General features: G+C 38.4%; 15 protein-coding genes and 1 other RNA gene. 14 read left to right on the forward strand and 2 right to left on the reverse strand.

All coding sequences use genetic code 11. The features are described from left to right. The first annotated feature begins 70 nt into the window (after nucleotides 1–70). From N7603_RS04270 to rnpB, 3 genes are all read left to right on the forward strand, one after another. On the forward strand, nucleotides 71–2203 hold the full coding sequence (locus N7603_RS04270; RefSeq protein WP_262096118.1) for a polyribonucleotide nucleotidyltransferase: 2133 nt from the start codon (nucleotides 71–73) through the stop codon (nucleotides 2201–2203). 46 nt (nucleotides 2204–2249) lie between these two features. Then, the gene (locus N7603_RS04275) at nucleotides 2250–2585 is read left to right on the forward strand and encodes a hypothetical protein (RefSeq protein ID WP_262096119.1); all 336 of its coding nucleotides are present in this window, start codon (nucleotides 2250–2252) and stop codon (nucleotides 2583–2585) included. A gap of 35 nt (nucleotides 2586–2620) precedes the next feature. Beyond that, an RNA gene (gene rnpB, locus N7603_RS04280) (RNase P RNA component class B) lies at nucleotides 2621–2951 on the forward strand. A 103-nt stretch (nucleotides 2952–3054) separates the two neighbouring features. On the opposite strand, the gene N7603_RS04285 is transcribed toward rnpB, so the two are convergent. Further along, nucleotides 3055–4011: a hypothetical protein gene (locus tag N7603_RS04285; protein ID WP_262096120.1), complete on the reverse strand. Its 957-nt coding sequence runs from the start codon at nucleotides 4009–4011 to the stop codon at nucleotides 3055–3057. Between the two features lie 193 nt (nucleotides 4012–4204). Between N7603_RS04285 and lepA the strand changes: the two genes are divergently transcribed. From lepA to N7603_RS04340, 11 genes are all read left to right on the forward strand, one after another. Next, nucleotides 4205–6028 carry a translation elongation factor 4 gene (lepA, locus tag N7603_RS04290; protein WP_262096121.1) on the forward strand — a complete coding sequence of 608 codons (1824 nt, stop codon included), beginning with the start codon at nucleotides 4205–4207 and terminating at the stop codon, nucleotides 6026–6028. A gap of 340 nt (nucleotides 6029–6368) precedes the next feature. After that, nucleotides 6369–6605, forward strand: a complete 237-nt coding sequence (locus N7603_RS04295) for a cupin domain-containing protein (protein ID WP_262096122.1) — start codon at nucleotides 6369–6371, stop codon at nucleotides 6603–6605. Further along, nucleotides 6602–7078, forward strand: a complete 477-nt coding sequence (locus N7603_RS04300) for an ABC transporter permease subunit (protein WP_262096123.1) — start codon at nucleotides 6602–6604, stop codon at nucleotides 7076–7078. Before N7603_RS04295 ends, N7603_RS04300 begins: the two co-directional genes overlap by 4 nt. A 62-nt stretch (nucleotides 7079–7140) precedes the next feature. Further along, the gene (locus tag N7603_RS04305) at nucleotides 7141–8295 is read left to right on the forward strand and encodes a galactokinase (protein ID WP_262096124.1); all 1155 of its coding nucleotides are present in this window, start codon (nucleotides 7141–7143) and stop codon (nucleotides 8293–8295) included. After that, nucleotides 8288–9250, forward strand: coding sequence for an aldose epimerase family protein (locus tag N7603_RS04310; RefSeq protein ID WP_262096125.1), 963 nt, complete (start codon nucleotides 8288–8290; stop codon nucleotides 9248–9250). The genes N7603_RS04305 and N7603_RS04310 overlap by 8 nt, the downstream gene beginning before the upstream one ends. Nucleotides 9251–9259: 9 nt before the next feature. Further along, entirely contained in the window at nucleotides 9260–10696 is a 1437-nt protein-coding gene (locus N7603_RS04315) for a UDP-glucose--hexose-1-phosphate uridylyltransferase (protein WP_262096126.1), read from the forward strand. A 68-nt stretch (nucleotides 10697–10764) separates the two neighbouring features. Continuing rightward, nucleotides 10765–11856 (forward strand): radical SAM family heme chaperone HemW, encoded by a 1092-nt coding sequence (hemW, locus tag N7603_RS04320; RefSeq protein ID WP_262096127.1) that lies wholly within the window; start codon nucleotides 10765–10767, stop codon nucleotides 11854–11856. Then, entirely contained in the window at nucleotides 11853–12752 is a 900-nt protein-coding gene (gene xerD / locus N7603_RS04325) for a site-specific tyrosine recombinase XerD (RefSeq protein WP_305071973.1), read from the forward strand. The genes hemW and xerD overlap by 4 nt, the downstream gene beginning before the upstream one ends. Next, nucleotides 12752–13924, forward strand: coding sequence for a phosphopentomutase (locus tag N7603_RS04330; protein ID WP_262096128.1), 1173 nt, complete (start codon nucleotides 12752–12754; stop codon nucleotides 13922–13924). The genes xerD and N7603_RS04330 overlap by 1 nt, the downstream gene beginning before the upstream one ends. Nucleotides 13925–13933: 9 nt before the next feature. Further along, the gene (locus tag N7603_RS04335) at nucleotides 13934–15124 is read left to right on the forward strand and encodes a hypothetical protein (RefSeq protein ID WP_262096129.1); all 1191 of its coding nucleotides are present in this window, start codon (nucleotides 13934–13936) and stop codon (nucleotides 15122–15124) included. Continuing rightward, complete coding sequence (locus tag N7603_RS04340) at nucleotides 15121–15489, forward strand: hypothetical protein (protein WP_262096130.1); 369 nt, start codon at nucleotides 15121–15123, stop codon at nucleotides 15487–15489. Before N7603_RS04335 ends, N7603_RS04340 begins: the two co-directional genes overlap by 4 nt. An 81-nt stretch (nucleotides 15490–15570) precedes the next feature. Here the strand turns inward: N7603_RS04340 and pyk are convergent, their stop codons facing one another. Next, a complete protein-coding gene (gene pyk / locus N7603_RS04345) occupies nucleotides 15571–16986 on the reverse strand; it encodes a pyruvate kinase (RefSeq protein WP_262096131.1) in 1416 nt (471 codons plus the stop codon). Nucleotides 16987–17024 lie beyond the last annotated feature (38 nt).

Genomic DNA, 17024 nt, shown 5'->3' on the forward strand with positions numbered 1-17024 from the left:
TGGTGTATAATGATTAAGGCATACATATATAAATAGATAGAAAATATAAAATGAAGGAGATTTTTATATTATGAGCGAAAAACGAATTTATGAAACGGTCATTGGTGGCCGTACGCTAAGAGTCGAAATCGGCGAATTAGCTAAACAAGCCAACGCTGCTGCGATGCTTTATTACGGAGATTCAGCAGTATTATCTGTAGCGGTTGCAAAAGACACTGCATCCACACAAGACTTTTTCCCACTAACTGTGCTATATCAAGAAAAACTATACGCAGCTGGTAAAATCCCTGGCGGATTCCTAAGACGTGAAGGACGTCCATCCGAACACGAAACCCTAACCTCCCGTTTAATTGACAGACCAATCCGTCCATTATTCCCAGATGGTTACCGAAACGAAGTTCAAATCATCAATACCGTTATGTCATCTGATCATGACGCAACCCCAGAAATGACTGCGTTAATTGGTTCATCCTTAACTTTGATGATTTCAAATATTCCATTTAAAATGGGTGTTGCAGGTGTGATCGTAGGTCGCATCAATGGCAAACTTATCATCAACCCAACAGTTGCTGAAATGGAACAAAGCGACATCGACTTAACCGTTGCAGGTACTAAAGAAGCCATCAACATGGTTGAAGCAGGCGCAAAACAAGTTTCTGAAGAAGATATGTTAGCAGCCTTAATGTTTGGTCATGCTGAAATCAAGAAGATTGTAGAATTCCAAGAGATGATTCAAAAAGAACTTGGTAAAGAAAAGGCTTCGTTCGAAGTATTTGAAGCAGATAAAGACATTGAAAAAGCAGTTAAAGCTTTTGCAGAAGCACGCTTAGTCGAAGCTGTATCTGTTAAAGGTAAACACGAAAGACAACACGCAATTGACGTGATTGTTGAAGAAACAATTGAAAAATTTGGCAATAAGGCGTTCTTTAAAGACGTTGAAGGGGTTAAAGTATTTGACTCAGAAGCCAAAGATCTCTATATGAAATCTGTAAAGATGACGCTTGAAAACATCGAAATTGATGAAGTTAGACGCCTCATTACCGAAGATAAAGTAAGACCAGATGGTCGTAAAGTGAATGAAATTCGTCCACTTTCAAGCCGTGTCGATGTACTCCCTCGTGTTCACGGGTCTGCATTGTTCACACGTGGTCAAACCCAAGCATTATCTATCACAACTTTAGGTTCCTTAGGTGAAAACCAAATTATTGATGGTCTATCCCCTGAAGATTCTAAGCGCTTTATGTTACATTATAACTTCCCACAATTCTCAGTTGGTGAAACTGGACGTTACGGTTCACCTGGTCGTCGTGAAATTGGTCACGGTGCGCTTGGTGAAAGAGCGATACTTCAAGTATTACCAAATGAAGAAGAATTCCCATACACAATCCGTGTGGTTTCAGAAATCCTTGAATCAAACGGTTCAACCTCACAGGCTTCCATCTGTGCCGGTGTTATGAGCTTAATGGCTGCTGGTGTTCCATTAAAGGCCCCTGTTGCAGGGATTGCGATGGGCTTAATTAAAAAAGGTGAAGCATATACCATCCTATCCGATATCCAAGGCTTAGAAGACCACTTCGGCGATATGGACTTTAAAGTTGCTGGTACAAAGGACGGTATTACAGCACTTCAAATGGACATCAAGATTGATGGACTAACTGAAGACATCCTAAGAGAAGCTTTAGCACAAGCTAAAGAAGGTCGCTTAGAAATCTTGAATCACATGTTACAAACCATTCCTACAGTTCGTGAAGACTTATCTCCATACGCTCCAAAAGTAGTCATGATGAAGATTAATCCGGATAAGATTCGTGACGTGATTGGTGCCGGTGGTAAGATTATTAGCCAAATCATCGAGGATTGCAACCAAGTGAAGATTGATATCGAACAAGATGGTCGCGTATTCATTATGCACTCTGACATGCAATGGATTAAGAAAGCTAAAGCGATGATTGAAAACTTGACTCGTCAAGCTGAAATCGGCAAGATTTATGAAGGTACTGTAGTTCGTATCGAAAAATTCGGCTGCTTCGTAGAATTATGGAAAGGCACAGAAGGCCTCGTTCACATTTCAAAGTTAGCTAAAGAACGCGTTGAAAAAGTCGAAGGTATCGTCTCTGTCGGTGATGTCATCCTTGTTAAATGCATCGGTATCGACGATAAAGGCCGTATTGATTTATCTAGAAAAGACGCTTTAGAACAATAAAAAATAAGAAAAGATGCTTTGGCATCTTTTTTAATAGGAGTCTATGATGATTACAATTGATATCAAATCCGATAAACCTTTAGTTTCCGTTGCAAGTGCACGTCTATTGAATGGTATCCGTATTCACAAAAATGAAAAAGTCATAAAAATTATCCATGGATATGGTTCAACAGGTGTTGGTGGTAAGATTAAACAAATGGTTCACACTACTTTAGAAACACTAAAGGCTCAACATCAAATCCAAGATTACATACCAGGAGAAGCATTGGTTTCCTTTATGGGCTACGCGGATCTCATACAAAAATATAAGCCATTAATTCAAACTGATTCGGACTATCGAAAAGGCAATGATGGTATCACATATATCTTTATTAAACCTTGACATTTAGTCGAATATGCTATAGAATTAATGACGTCAATTGAAGGTAATCGAGCCGGGTAACCGGTTAGGAAAGTCCATGCTAGCACAGTCTGCGATGACTGTAGTGTTTGTGCCTAAGGAAAGAATAACTTAGGATACACGAAAGTGTAATGGCGGGTAGGGTCACTAAAGGTAACTATGTGATTCCCCATAACGTGCCACAGAAACGAGTCAATTGGAAACGATTGAATGAAACGCGGTAAACCCCACAAGCTAGTAACCCAAATTTTGGTAGGGGCACCTGAAACACATAAATGAATGTAGTTTCGGGCTATCACTAGAGATAAATGATTACACTCGAAAGAGAACAGAACATGGCTTATGCAAATTGACCCCTTTTAAAGAAAGAGACCAAGCAATTGGTCTTTTTTGTTAAGTTTAGATAAAAAAAATGCCATCTCGCGACAGCATTTTAGTTACTAAGTATTAATTATTTGATGATTCCTTTGCCTACTGCACCGAAAAGGTTATCAAGTAGTGTGAAATATCCAGAAGTTTTGATTGTTACACCTGCTAATGCATCAACTTGGACGCCACCTTTAGCACCAGAACGATCTACTAGTGGATCAACTGAACCATCCCAACCATTTGCATTAACATAATCAGTAATTAACTTGATTTGTTCATTCCATTCAAGAGTTGATTTTTGACCAGCGACTACTGACCAAGCACCATTTGAATACGCATATTTAGGACCTACACCCTTCATACCGTATGCTGCACCAAGTTCTTGTTTAGTTTTAGCGTTCCATGCGAATGTACCAGCGTTAGCATCTTTAGTAGCTTGACGAGTATCGATAACTAAATCTGAAACTTTACCTTTAGGAGATACGACCATTGATGCGAAATAGAAGTCTGTACCAGAGCAATATACTGTTTGGAATTTTCCTTGTTTAGCTAATTCAACTGCAGCTTTTGCAACAGCAGTATAAGCATTCTTGATTGTAACACCAGCCATAGCATCAACTGCAAATGCAGTTCCGATTGCTGTTCCGTCTAATGAATCAACACCGTTCTTTAATAGGTATTCTTCAATCTTAGCGGCTTGTTCGTACCATTCTAGTTGGCCTTCGGTTTTAGCCATACCATAATCGTCACCAAGTTCTTTTTTAGTCTTTGCGTTCCATGCCCATGAATAAGTAGTTACTGCAGCTTCACCTTCACCAGTTACTGTTGCAGTTCTCTTACCTTGACGAACGTCGATGTTGTATCCAGCGATTTTACCTTTTTCAATAGAAACAGTTACCATTGTAACTTGTGGTGCATTACTGCTAACACCAAGTTCGAATGCTGTGAATTCGCCGTCTACTTTGAATTCTTTTTCTTTACAAGCAGACAAACCAAAAGCGGCTACTACTACAAGTAGTAATACCAAAATCTTTTTCATTATTAAATTCCTCCTATGAATTGATTTTTTACACTTTAATTATAATCTTATGTCAATCAAAATGCAATGACAAATTTTGTAATCGCCTTGTTAAAACGTTTTCACATTGACTAAATCTCCGTAAAATAAAATATCTTGCTAATAAGAGGTTAAAATGATAAAATTTTAACGTTAGAAAGTGATGTGCACCCCTTTGAATAGACAAGAAATATTAGACAGACAAAAACGAATCAGAAACTTCTCAATCATCGCTCATATTGACCACGGTAAATCCACCTTGGCTGACCGTATACTTGAACAAACTCAAACGTTAACTCAACGTGAAATGAAAGAGCAAATCCTCGATGGGATGGATCTCGAAAGAGAACGTGGTATTACCATTAAGTTAACCGCTGTTGAAATCCGTTATAAGGCAGAGGATGACGAAATCTATACATTCCACTTGATCGATACCCCAGGACATGTTGACTTCACCTATGAAGTCTCCCGTTCCCTCGCCGCCTGCGAAGGTGCGATTTTAGTCGTAGACGCAGCTCAAGGGATTCAAGCCCAAACGCTAGCAAACGTCCACTTAGCTTTACAAAACAACCTAGAAATATTACCAGTAATCAATAAAATCGACTTACCAAGTGCTGATCCAGAAAAAGTGAGAACTGAAATCGAAGATGTCATCGGAATACCTGCTGATCATGCGGTTTTAGCATCCGCAAAATCAGGTATTGGAATTAAAGCAATTATGGAGCAAATCGTTGCCCATGTTCCAGCACCTACAGGTTCGATTGATGAGCCCCTTCAAGCGTTAATTTTTGACTCCATTTTTGATGCCTATCGTGGGGTTATCCCATATATACGTATTAAAAATGGTATTGTTAAAAAGGGCGATATCATTGAAATGATGAGCAATGGTGCCACCTATGAAGTAATTGAAGTTGGCGTTCATGCTCCAAGAGAAGAAAAACGTGACTTTCTAGCTGCTGGTGACGTCGGTTACTTAACTGCAGCTATTAAAAATATTGCGCACGTACGCGTGGGCGACACGATTACATTGAAGAATAACCGTGCTAAACAAGCTTTACCTGGTTATCGCAAATTAAATCCAGTTGTATTCTGTGGTTTATATCCAATTGATTCATCCAAGTTAAATGATCTAAAAGATGCCTTAGATAAACTTGCTTTAAATGATGCATCCTTGGCATTTGAACCAGAAACTTCACAAGCCTTAGGTTTTGGCTTCAGAACCGGATTCCTCGGTTTACTTCATATGGAAGTCATCCAAGAACGTCTAGACCGTGAGTTTGGTATTGAATTAATCGCGACAGCACCTTCGGTTATCTACCATGTGAATTTAACCAATGGCGATCAATTAGTCATCGATAACCCGTCCAAATTACCAACACCACAGGAAATCGAATCGATTGAAGAACCTTACGTCATCGCAACCATCATGTGTCCTTCAGAATATGTAGGTGCTGTTATGGATTTAGCACAACGTAAACGTGGTATTTTCATGGATATGAACTATCTCGATAAAACCAGAGTCATGATTCACTATGAATTACCATTATCTGAAATCGTTTATGACTTCTTTGATAAGTTAAAATCCTCAACCCGTGGTTACGCCTCTTTCGACTACGAGATCGGTACGTATAAAGAGTCTCGACTCCAAAAGATGGATATTCTATTGAATGGTGAAATCGTGGATGCATTATCCCTAATCGTACACCGTGATTTTGCATACCAACGCGGTAAAGTTATCACTGAGAAACTGAAGGAATTGATTCCTCGTCAAATGTTTGAAATCCCAGTACAAGCTGCTGTCGGTAATAAAGTCATTGCGAGAGAAACCATTAAAGCTATGCGTAAAGACGTCTTAGCGAAATGTTATGGTGGCGATATCTCACGTAAACGTAAATTATTAGAAAAACAAAAAGAAGGTAAGAAGAAAATGAAAGCGGTTGGTTCGGTTGACGTTCCACAAGAAGCTTTCTTAGCCATCTTATCCAATTCCGAAGACTAACATCCTAAACGGGATGTTTTTTTTATATTTTGATATAATTTAATCAATAGTATATATATAAATCTACGTGGTTCTGTTTGATAATAATCCTCAATTGTTCATATTAATAATATAAAAATGTACTATTTTCATATATACAATCCATTGATAATTCACTATATAACCCCTAAAACACGCGATAAAATAGGTAGTAATAGATTCACGTATACATGTAAAATTCTACGCAATGTAAAAAACTAATTTAAATTTAATTTTATGTATATATGGAAATATAAGATGAATGTTATAATCTATCTAGATGTAAGCGTTTTTATACTATAATGAAGGTGAAGGTGAATTTATGAACGCAATAGATAACCTGCTTGTAGCAAATTTCACGGAATTATCCTTGTTCGAATGTGGCCGAGAAAAGTGTAAACCCGATAAACGTATTTTGATGGATATTAAACCCAATCACATCTTTCATTTTGTTTTGTATGGATCTGGCGTATTCATTTTAAATGCAAAAAAATACTTTTTGAAAAAAGGAGATCTTTTTTACGTACCGCCTGGCTACACTGCGCAATATTATCCATGATTGCAATTTATTTCATTCTTAAATCATTGGGTTTAACAGATAGTTTATTGGCTTTAATCATTGTGTATTCTGCAAGTTCGGGACTGGGGTATTTAGTAGCAAAAGGCTTCTTTGATACCATTCCAAAATCGCTCGATGAAGCCGCAAGAATCGATGGGGCGACCCAATGGGATGTCTTTTGGAGAATCATCATCCCACTATCTAAACCAATCATTGTGTATACCGTTTTATTGGCTTTCCTAGCACCATGTGTGGATTTCGTATTCGCGAATATCATCATGACCTCTCGCGATACCAATAAATTCAGGGTTGCGATTGGCTTATATAACATGCTTGGTCGTAACTTAGTCAATAATTATTTCTCTTTATTCACGGCTGGTGCAGTCATTGTGTCCATTCCGATTTCGGTGCTCTTCATATTTATGCAAAAGTTTTATGTCGAAGGTGTCACGGGTGGATCCGTTAAAGGTTAAGCACTGATGTTCAGTGCTTTATCTTTGTAACTATAGTATAATTTGATTAGAAGGTGACTATTATGGAACTGAAACCCGTTTTTGAACAAGTTTATCAAACCAAACCAGAACGACTTTATTATTCGCCTGGTCGCGTTAATCTCATTGGTGAACACATCGACTATAATGGTGGATTGGTGTTCCCAGCAGCCATTTCGATTGGTACGTATGCAGCCATTCGTGAACGAAACGACCATACAATTCGATTTTATTCGTCAAACTTTAGTGATCAAGGCATCGTAACGGTCACTCTAGACGATTTAGCTTATCACCCTGGACACGGATGGGTCAATTATGCAAAAGGTATCATCGACACGCTATTGAAACGAGGCTATCACATCCCGCACGGGTTAGATATTCTCATTGAAGGCAATTTACCACCTACATCTGGTTTATCCTCTAGCGCTTCTCTAGAAGTATTAGTAGGTTATGTATTTTCCGATGTATTCGATTTAGAAATTTCTAGAGAAACCATTGCTTTAATTGGTCAAGAAGTTGAAAATAACTATATGGGGATGCATTGTGGTATTATGGATCAATTGATTATCGCAAAAGGTTTAGCGAATCAAGCGTTGATTATGAATACGAAAACTTTAGCCACCAAACCTGTGAACGCTTCATTCGATGGGTATACTTGGGTAATCATGAATACCAATTATAAACGTAAGAATACCGATTCAAAATATAATGAACGCGTGGCGGAATGCCAGGCGGTATTAAAACGGGTTCAAACTCATGTGACTGTTGAAACCCTTTGTGAAATTACCCCTCTACAGTTTGAATCTCTCCAATACTTGATTGAAGACCCAATTTTAGTAAAACGTTTTAAACACGTTGTCACTGAACAAGCACGTGTCATTGAGGCTGAAAAGCGTATGGCCGAAATGGACGCTAAAGGGTTTGGAGCATTACTAAACGCCTCTCATGCATCTCTCAAAAACGATTATGAAGTGACTGGTTTACACCTTGATGTCCTCGTTGAAGGGGCCATTAAAGCCGGGGCTATTGGATCAAGAGTCACTGGAGCGGGCTTTGGTGGGTGTGCGATTGCTCTCGTACCAAACCCATCCTTAAAGCAGTTTGAAACCCTCGTGAAAGCTCACTATATTGAAAAAACTGGTCTAACCCCTGCCTTTTACGATGTTTTATTTACAGATGGGGTGAAGCGCATTGAATAGATTTATTACCATCGAAAACAAGTATTTAAAAGTCATTATTTCGACCTTGGGTGCGGGAATCTATCAAATCTACCTTAAATCTGATGAGGAAATACCTGTATTGGTTACCACCTCAAATCCAGAGGACTATTTAACCAGCTCAAATTATTATGGGAAGTCGATTGGCCGAACTTCAGGGCGCTTATTTGGACCTACCTACACGCTGAATCAACAGTCCTATCCTGTAGAATGCAATCCTAATCAATCCTTCATGCTGCACGGTGGTAAGCAAGGTATTTTTGCTCAAACATTTGAAATTACTACTCAAAAAAAGAATGAAGTCATTTTGAGTTACCTCGATCCAGCGTCTCTGACGTTTCCAGGCGACCTGTTTGTCCATGTATTATATCGAGTTATGGATAAAACCCTCCACATTGAATACCGAGCAAATGCAGTCGAGGATACACTTTGCAACTTGACGAACCACACCTATTTTAATCTCAATATTGAAGGTGGAACTATTTTAGACCACGAGCTGATGTTAAATGCCGATACCTATAATGTCCTAGATGATCACTATCGCTTGATCAAGCAAGCGGATGTGAATGATACACCATTTGATTTCAAACAGTTAAAACGGCTCAGGAACGGCGTTTTGAGTTTAATCAACACCACTCAAAAAGGGTTAGATCATTGTTTTATTCTCAATTCCAATCCACTTGTAGGCCGTCTATATGATCCCAAATCAAAGAGGGGTCTCAACGTCTATAGTGATTACCCAAGTGTCGTCATCTATACACACAATTTCTCATCCAAAAAAGCACTAAATTCCTCAGTTCCACATGGCATTCATTCGAGTATCACCTTCGAATGCCAATACGAACCAGACGGGATTCATCATCCTGAATTACATTCTGCAATCTTAAAAAAGGATGAACCCTATCAGCATTTCATCGATTTTGAATTCGAATTTTAGGAGATACCTATGGACGCACTCTTAGCTTTAGTTACTTACGGACTGAACCACCAATGGATTTCAGATCCGAAACCCTCGTTGGAAATCTTATTTAAACTCTATAAACAGCCTTTAGTTGCTTTTCATACTGTAAATTCCCCAATAGACGAAGTTATTGAGAATCTATTGGACCTAGGGTTTGATTTAGGATTATTTGAACCCAATACCCTCACGGAACGAGACGCATTTGAAGCACTCTTGTATGATACCGTAATGCCTTCCCCAAAAGAGACCAAAAAGACGTTCCTAAGCCTTTATCAGAATAATCGCCAGGACGCATTTCGATATTTATATCAAATGTCCATCGATGTCAATTACATCAAGACAAAACGAATTGCACAAAACGTTTCCTTTAGTTATCCATCCAAGTACGGGCCCCTGGATTTAACCATCAACCTATCCAAACCCGAAAAAGACCCCAAAGATATTGCGAAAGCCTTGGAACAAAAAGACTTACCCAAATCTGGACCTAAATGCGTTTTATGCAAAGAAAATGAACAAAACTATGCGAATGCGCGAATGAATCTACGGATTGTTCCTGTTACACTCCATAACCGTTTATGGCATTTTCAATATTCACCCTATGCGTATTATCAAGAACATTGTATTGTGTTAAGTGATACCCATACCCCCATGAAGATGGGACCTGAAACCTTCGAATATCTCTTAGATTTTGTCGATTATATGCCTGATTACTTTATTGGATCTAACGCGGATATTCCAATTGTTGGCGGTTCAATTCTCGATCATGACCACTTTCAAGGGGGAAAACATAAATTCCCAATTGAACAAGCAAAATCTCTATTTACCATTCAATCTGGAACTGTATTCATCAGTCATTTGTATTGGCCTTTATCCACGATTCGTCTTAAGGGTGATAATCGTAAAGACCTCGTCATTCTAACAAATCGGATTTTATCCGCTTGGCTTGATTACGAAAATCCAGAGTTATCGATTTTGAAAAGGACGAATGGTTTACATAATACTATCACTCCGATTGTAAGAAAAGTTCAAAACACCTATACAATCGATATCATTCTTAGAAATAATCGAACATCTGTTGAACATCCTGAAGGGATATTTCATCCACATCGAGATGTTCAACATATCAAAAAAGAAAATATCGGGTTAATTGAAGCTATGGGCTTAGCGATTCTCCCTGGTCGTCTTAAACAAGAATTAAAAGATGGACTCAATTATGTGTTAACTGGTAATTGGCATGAATCTCTAACCATTCATAAAGTATGGTTGGATACTCTGAAAAAAGAACAAACTGTTCATACACTCGAAGACTTATACCAAGCTGTGGGATTAAAGTTTCAAACTGTATTAGAACATGCTGGCGTGTTCAAACTGAATTCAACTGGCATTGAAGCCATGAAGGCATTCATTTTATCGATAAAATAAACCAAGTTTCTGCTTGGTTTGTTTTTTTATTATGTAAACCTATGATATAATTGTATTAGGTGATTACTATGAAAGGACTCTATGTCCATATCCCGTTTTGCGAACACATTTGTTTTTATTGTGATTTCGCTAAAAGGGTTGCAAAAAACAGGGAAATGATTGATGAGTATCTCGTTCATCTAAAACGCGAGTTCGATCAAATACCGTTATCCGAGCGTCACTTTGATACCGTCTACATTGGTGGAGGTACGCCATCGATGCTCGATCTAAAACAACTCACGATACTCTTTGAAATGCTTAAGGACCTAAATCCAATTGAGTATACGATTGAAGTGAATCCAGAGTCCTATACGCATGAAAAAGGTGCCTTATTTAAACAGTATGGTATCAATCGGGTTAGTCTAGGGGTTCAATCCTTTGAACAACCCATTTTAGATTACATTGGTCGTAAACACGATAATGGGCAGGTTCTATATACTTTAAGTGATTTGAATCAACAGAGTATTACAAATGTTAGTATCGATTTGATTTTTGCGATTCCTGGACAAACCATGGATTCTATTAAATATGATTTGGATATCGTTTCGAGTCTCCCGATCAAACACATCAGCTATTATTCATTGATATTAGAAGAGAAGACAGTGTTCTATCATCAATACCTTAAAAAACAGTTCCGTAAAGCCGACATTGATTTAGAAGCCGATATGTATGAATACATTCAAATGCGGCTTAATACACTCGGTTTTGAACAATATGAGATTTCTAATTTTTGTAAAGATGGCTTAAAATCCAATCATAATCAACTCTATTGGTCTATGGCACCCTATATTGGAATTGGTGCTGGTGCACATGGTTTTGACGGTAAAATTCGTTATCAGAACCACAGATTACTCACCAAGTATTATGAATCATTCATAGAATCTTCTTACGAAGAAACGTTGGCTCAACGTCAATCAGATACACTCATTTTTGGATTACGACGTTTAGAAGGCATTCATATACCTTCAGTTGAATCAGAATTCTCCATTAAGCTATTTGAAAATTATCCCAGATTGAAATATTTCATCGAAACTGGGCTAGTTGAACTGGTGGATAACTGTTTGAGGTTAACCTCGAAAGGTTTACTACTCGGTAATCAGGTATTTGAGGTATTCTTATGAAATACTTGATGAGTGAATATCAGTATTTTTTAAAGCGAGAAAAAGGGCTGAGTCAGAATACCATAACGGCTTACCTAAGAGATTTGGATCAATATCGATTATTCATCGAAAAGACCTATGAAATTACGAAGATTCACAAAGTGGAACGTAAACACATTGAAGCCTATCTCAAATTTATGCATAAGAAATCGATGTCGAGTAAGTCGATGTCGCGAAAATTAACCGCCATCAAGGGCTTCCATCAGTTCGCTTTATCCGAAAAAGAAACCGACACCAATGTGGCCTATGATATTGAATCCCCTAAGATTGAAAAAACTCTACCTCAAGTGCTATCCATTCCCGAAGTGGTCCGATTGATAGAGGCTGTCAAAGGTTCTGATCCTCTTGCACTTCGAAACCAAGCTTTACTTGAACTCATCTATGGTTCTGGATTACGTGTTTCGGAATTGTTGGATTTAAAGACGTCTGACATCCATTTACTGGATGGATATGTTCGAATCGTTGGTAAAGGTAACAAAGAGCGTGAGGTTCCCTTAGGGGAAATGTCAGTTTTGGCTCTCAGGGTCTATTTGACAAAATCACGAAATCAACTTACAATGGGGAATGTAGACTACCTATTTCTTAACCAAGATGGGAAACGACTTTCCCGACAGGGATTCTTCAAAATCCTGAGAAAACTGGCAAAATCCGCAGGCATTGAACAGGATGTCTCGCCTCATATGTTGAGACACTCATTCGCAACCCATCTGTTAGAGGCTGGTGTTGATTTAAGAACCCTACAAGAATTACTCGGTCATGAAGACATTCAGACCACTCAGATTTACACACACATCAGTCAAAAACATTTAAAAGATGTCTATTTAAATACACATCCACGTGCAAAGGAGAAAGAATAATGTATAAAAGAGTATTTTTAATCGTCATGGACAGTTTAGGTTGTGGGGAAGCCCCAGATGCTAAAGATTACAATGACGTTGGTTCCAACACCATTGGGCATATCGCTGAACGTATGCAGCTAAACATTCCAAATATGCAAAAATTAGGTTATGGTAATATTGTTCCAATCAAAGGAGTCCCTGCTGTAGATAAACCACTTGCAAGCTACACCAAAATTCAAGAAGCTTCCATTGGTAAAGATACCATGACAGGACACTGGGAAATGATGGGGCTCTATATTACCCAACCATTCCAAACATTCACCGATACTGGCTTTCCTAAGGCATTACTCGATGAAATAACCAAACAAACAGGTAAACAAATCATCGGTAACGTTGCAGCATCTGGTACTGAAATTATCGCTGAACTCGGTGAAGAACACATGCGTACTGGTGCACTAATTGTGTACACCTCTGCAGACTCAGTGCTCCAAATCGCGATGCATGAAGACATCATTCCACTAGACGAACAATACCGTATTTGTGAAATTGTCCGTGAAATTACGATGAAAGACGAATGGAAAGTCGCTCGTATCATTTCAAGACCTTTTGTTGGAACAAATAAAACCAATTTCAAACGTACCCCAAATCGTCATGATTACGCTGTAAAACCGTTTGCGAAGACAACCATGAACTTCATGGATGAATCCGGTTTAGATGTGATCGCACTGGGTAAGATTAATGATATCTTCGTTGGTGAGGGTATTAACCACTATGAACGTACACAATCTAATGAAGACGGTATGGATAAAATCATTAAGATTGCGAAAAACCACCCATTCAAAGGGCTTTGCTTCTTAAATCTTGTCGATTTTGATGCGTTGTATGGCCATCGCCGTGACCCAATTGGTTATGGTAAAGCGATTGAATCTTTTGATCGTGACCTTCCAAGACTAATGGAACATTTAAACGAAGACGATTTATTGATGATTACAGCCGATCACGGTAATGACCCAATTCACCATGGTACAGACCATACACGTGAATACGTACCGCTACTTGTCTATCGTAAAGGACAACCAGGTAAACAATTACCTGTTATGAGAACATTCGCTGATATTGCAGCCACCATCTCGGATAACTTTAAAGTTGAAAAGACTGAAAATGGTCATTCATTTTTGGATTTAATATAGGAGGGCTCTATGCTAGAATGGTTACAGGCTTTAACTCCTGAAGAAATCATTGTTTTCTCAGGTTTGCTTGTCTTATTTATTTCCTCGATTCTAATCATGATGCGTTTATCACGCATCGCGAATCGTGTTGGGGAACAGGAGTTTTACATTTTAGAATCGCTCTTAGAAATAGAAGGCGATCACTACATCAATCTTACCATCATTAACAAGGCGTTTTCGACTAACCACATCAACGTTGTTGGGGTTGAACTTGGGAACGTTTCTCATCCACTTGAAGAAAAAATGGTCATGATTGCACCGCGTAGTAAATACCAAGTGCGATTCAATTTATCAAACATCAAGCAATTCGTATTTTCGAATCGCAAGAAATACCGTAAATTTAGAATCTATGTTGAAAACGAAATTGGCTTGAGAAAGTCCATTAAACCAAAGATCAACAACAGTTTTATGAAGAAAGAATACCTCAAATTAAAACGACAAGAATGTCTTGAAGCGAAACGTGTTCGTTTTGAATCCGGTCAATATAACTTGTTTGAACGCACGGGTTTAATTGTTGGATTAGTCTTTAGACCTTTCGCAAAACTACGTCGACATATGGTTTTATCCACCAATAAAACACTTCGTGAGTCTGAAATTCGAAGACAGCAAAAGAAAGAACACGATGCGATTAAGTATAAACTAGACCAAGATGAGTTTGAATTAAATGAAATCCGAATCCGAGAACAATCGATTAAAGAAAACCGCACTCGTGAACTCGAACTTGAACGACTCAAAAAGGAAAAAGAACTGGAAATCGAACGCATCAAAGAAGCCACTTTGAAACGTGAATTTGAAGAAAATAAAGCGAAGATAGAAGCGATTGATCCTATAACTGTTGCTAAACAAGAACTTGAACTCGAACACACTTCTGAGAAAGCCGATTCTAAAAAACGTGCCAAAAAGAACAAGATAAATGATGAAAAGATAGTGTCTGAAACGATTCAACCTGAAGCTGTGGTTGAAGTTGAAATGACCGAAGAACCGGCCGTTGTTTCGACAGATACAGAAGTCAAAGTTGGCGAAGAAAGCGAAACTGTCATCAAAAAACCGCGAAAACCCAGAGAGAAAAAAGTAAAGGAAGTTGTTGAGGCTGAACCCACAACTGCTGAAGATGCTTTTACACCTTCAACGATGGATACCTCGACAGAGGTCAGAGAATGAACTTAAATGTATTCAATAAAATGCGCATCAAAAAAGGTACTATAGGAAGGCATTTCTACGCACCTGAAAGTTATATTAATATGGTGAAAGACCAAGATATTATTGATTTCGAAGGGGATAACCCGACATTCTACCATTTGTTTGTGGCTTCACAACAAGACTTTATTGAACGCATCACTCCAATCATGGAGACCATGAATACAGATACCCGATTATGGGTTTCCTATCCGAAGAAATTACGATATGAATCCTACGACATCAACCGTGACACGCTCTTCGAACTCGGCACTGAATATGGTATTAAACCCTACGCAAATGTCGCTTTGAATGAAGAATGGTCCTGTGTTGGGATGAAACTAAAATAATAAGAGAGTTCAGTCAATAGCTGAACTCTTTTTTTGCCAAAAAAAAGCACGAACATCGAGTTCGTGCTATCAAATTAGTCATTAAATTTCGATGATTCTTAGTGTGTTAGTCGAACCATGTTTTTGAGCCCAACCGGAAGTAATAATGATCTTATCGCCTTTTTGGAATCCAAATTCTTTAGCAACATCAATCGCGACGCGGTCATAAGAACCCATATCTGTAAAGTCTCTACGATACGCAGAGAATACACCCCAATAATAAGTGAGTTGTGCACAGGTTGCTTTGTTATTGGATACGGCAATCACTGGTACAGATGGTCTAAATTTACAAAGGCGCTTTGGAGTACCACCGGTTTCAGTAAACGCAATGATCACTTTGACATCTGGTAAGGTAAGTGCACTTAAGCTTACAGAAATGCCGATAGCATCGTTTACTGTTGATTGTGATGTTTGAATCGCCTTTTGAAGTTTTTCATAATAAGGAATATTATCTTCAATCGCTTTAGCAATAGTATCCATAGTTAAAACGGATTCTACTGGGTATTCACCAGCTGCCGATTCACCGGATAACATAATCGCATCAGAACCGTCCAAAATCGCATTAGCGACGTCAGAAGCTTCTGCACGTGTAGGACGTGGATTTGACATCATTGATTCTAACATGTGGGTTGCAGTAATAACTGGTTTCCCTTTAGCGTTGGCAACAGAAATGATTTTCTTTTGATATAAAGGCACAAGTGCAGTTGAAACTTCAACGCCTAAATCACCTCTAGCAACCATGACACCGTCACAAACATCTAGAATATTTTCAAGCTCATCGACACCTTCTTGAGATTCGATTTTCGCAATGATTTCAATCTTTGGTGCATTTAATTCTTTTAGGATATCTTTGATTTCTAGGACATCCTCTTTGCGTCTTACAAAGGATAATGCAATCATATCAACAGCCATTTCAGCACAGAATTGGATGTCTTCGCGATCTTTCTTCGATACAAATGGCATAGATAACTTGACGTTAGGTACGTTAACACCTTTTTTAGTCTTAATCACACCGTTATTAAATATTTCACAGGTTAATACGTCATTTGTGGCTTCAAATATATTTAAACGCATTTTACCATCGTCGATTAATAAGAAATCGCCAACTTTAATATCGTTAAAGAGTTCTCTAGAGTCAATATGGAAGGCTTCTTTAGTACCTAGAATGGGTTCTTTATGAACTTTAACAATATCGCCTTTTTTGAAGGAAGCAAATCCATTTTCGAATACACCAGTACGAATTTCTGGACCTTTCGTATCAGCTAAAATACCAACATAACGGCCCATTTTGGCTGCAACACGACGAATGGTTTCGATACGGTTACGGTGTTCTTCGTGGGATCCGTGAGAGAAGTTTAGTCGAGCGACATTCATCCCTGCTTCAATCATTTTTTCAATCATTACTTCATTTTCACTAGATGGTCCAATTGTACAAACAATCTTCGTTTTTCTTTTCATAATAGCCCTCCTAAAATCGATTATTTAGGGGTCAAATT

This window comes from Paracholeplasma vituli (assembly GCF_025446935.1).
GTDB lineage: Bacteria > Bacillota_I > Bacilli_A > Acholeplasmatales > UBA5453 > Paracholeplasma > Paracholeplasma vituli.

What these genes read in the sequence shown, in the direction of transcription:
- N7603_RS04270 (WP_262096118.1), top strand. Translation starts at nt 71, where the DNA reads ATGAGCGAAAAACGAATTTATGAAACGGTCATTGGTGGCCGTACGCTA.
- N7603_RS04275 (WP_262096119.1), top strand. Translation starts at nt 2,250, where the DNA reads ATGATTACAATTGATATCAAATCCGATAAACCTTTAGTTTCCGTTGCA.
- N7603_RS04285 (WP_262096120.1), bottom strand. Translation starts at nt 4,011, where the DNA reads ATGAAAAAGATTTTGGTATTACTACTTGTAGTAGTAGCCGCTTTTGGT.
- N7603_RS04295 (WP_262096122.1), top strand. Translation starts at nt 6,369, where the DNA reads ATGAACGCAATAGATAACCTGCTTGTAGCAAATTTCACGGAATTATCC.
- N7603_RS04300 (WP_262096123.1), top strand. Translation starts at nt 6,602, where the DNA reads ATGATTGCAATTTATTTCATTCTTAAATCATTGGGTTTAACAGATAGT.
- N7603_RS04305 (WP_262096124.1), top strand. Translation starts at nt 7,141, where the DNA reads ATGGAACTGAAACCCGTTTTTGAACAAGTTTATCAAACCAAACCAGAA.
- N7603_RS04315 (WP_262096126.1), top strand. Translation starts at nt 9,260, where the DNA reads ATGGACGCACTCTTAGCTTTAGTTACTTACGGACTGAACCACCAATGG.
- hemW (WP_262096127.1), top strand. Translation starts at nt 10,765, where the DNA reads ATGAAAGGACTCTATGTCCATATCCCGTTTTGCGAACACATTTGTTTT.
- xerD (WP_305071973.1), top strand. Translation starts at nt 11,853, where the DNA reads ATGAAATACTTGATGAGTGAATATCAGTATTTTTTAAAGCGAGAAAAA.
- N7603_RS04330 (WP_262096128.1), top strand. Translation starts at nt 12,752, where the DNA reads ATGTATAAAAGAGTATTTTTAATCGTCATGGACAGTTTAGGTTGTGGG.
- N7603_RS04335 (WP_262096129.1), top strand. Translation starts at nt 13,934, where the DNA reads ATGCTAGAATGGTTACAGGCTTTAACTCCTGAAGAAATCATTGTTTTC.
- N7603_RS04340 (WP_262096130.1), top strand. Translation starts at nt 15,121, where the DNA reads ATGAACTTAAATGTATTCAATAAAATGCGCATCAAAAAAGGTACTATA.
- pyk (WP_262096131.1), bottom strand. Translation starts at nt 16,986, where the DNA reads ATGAAAAGAAAAACGAAGATTGTTTGTACAATTGGACCATCTAGTGAA.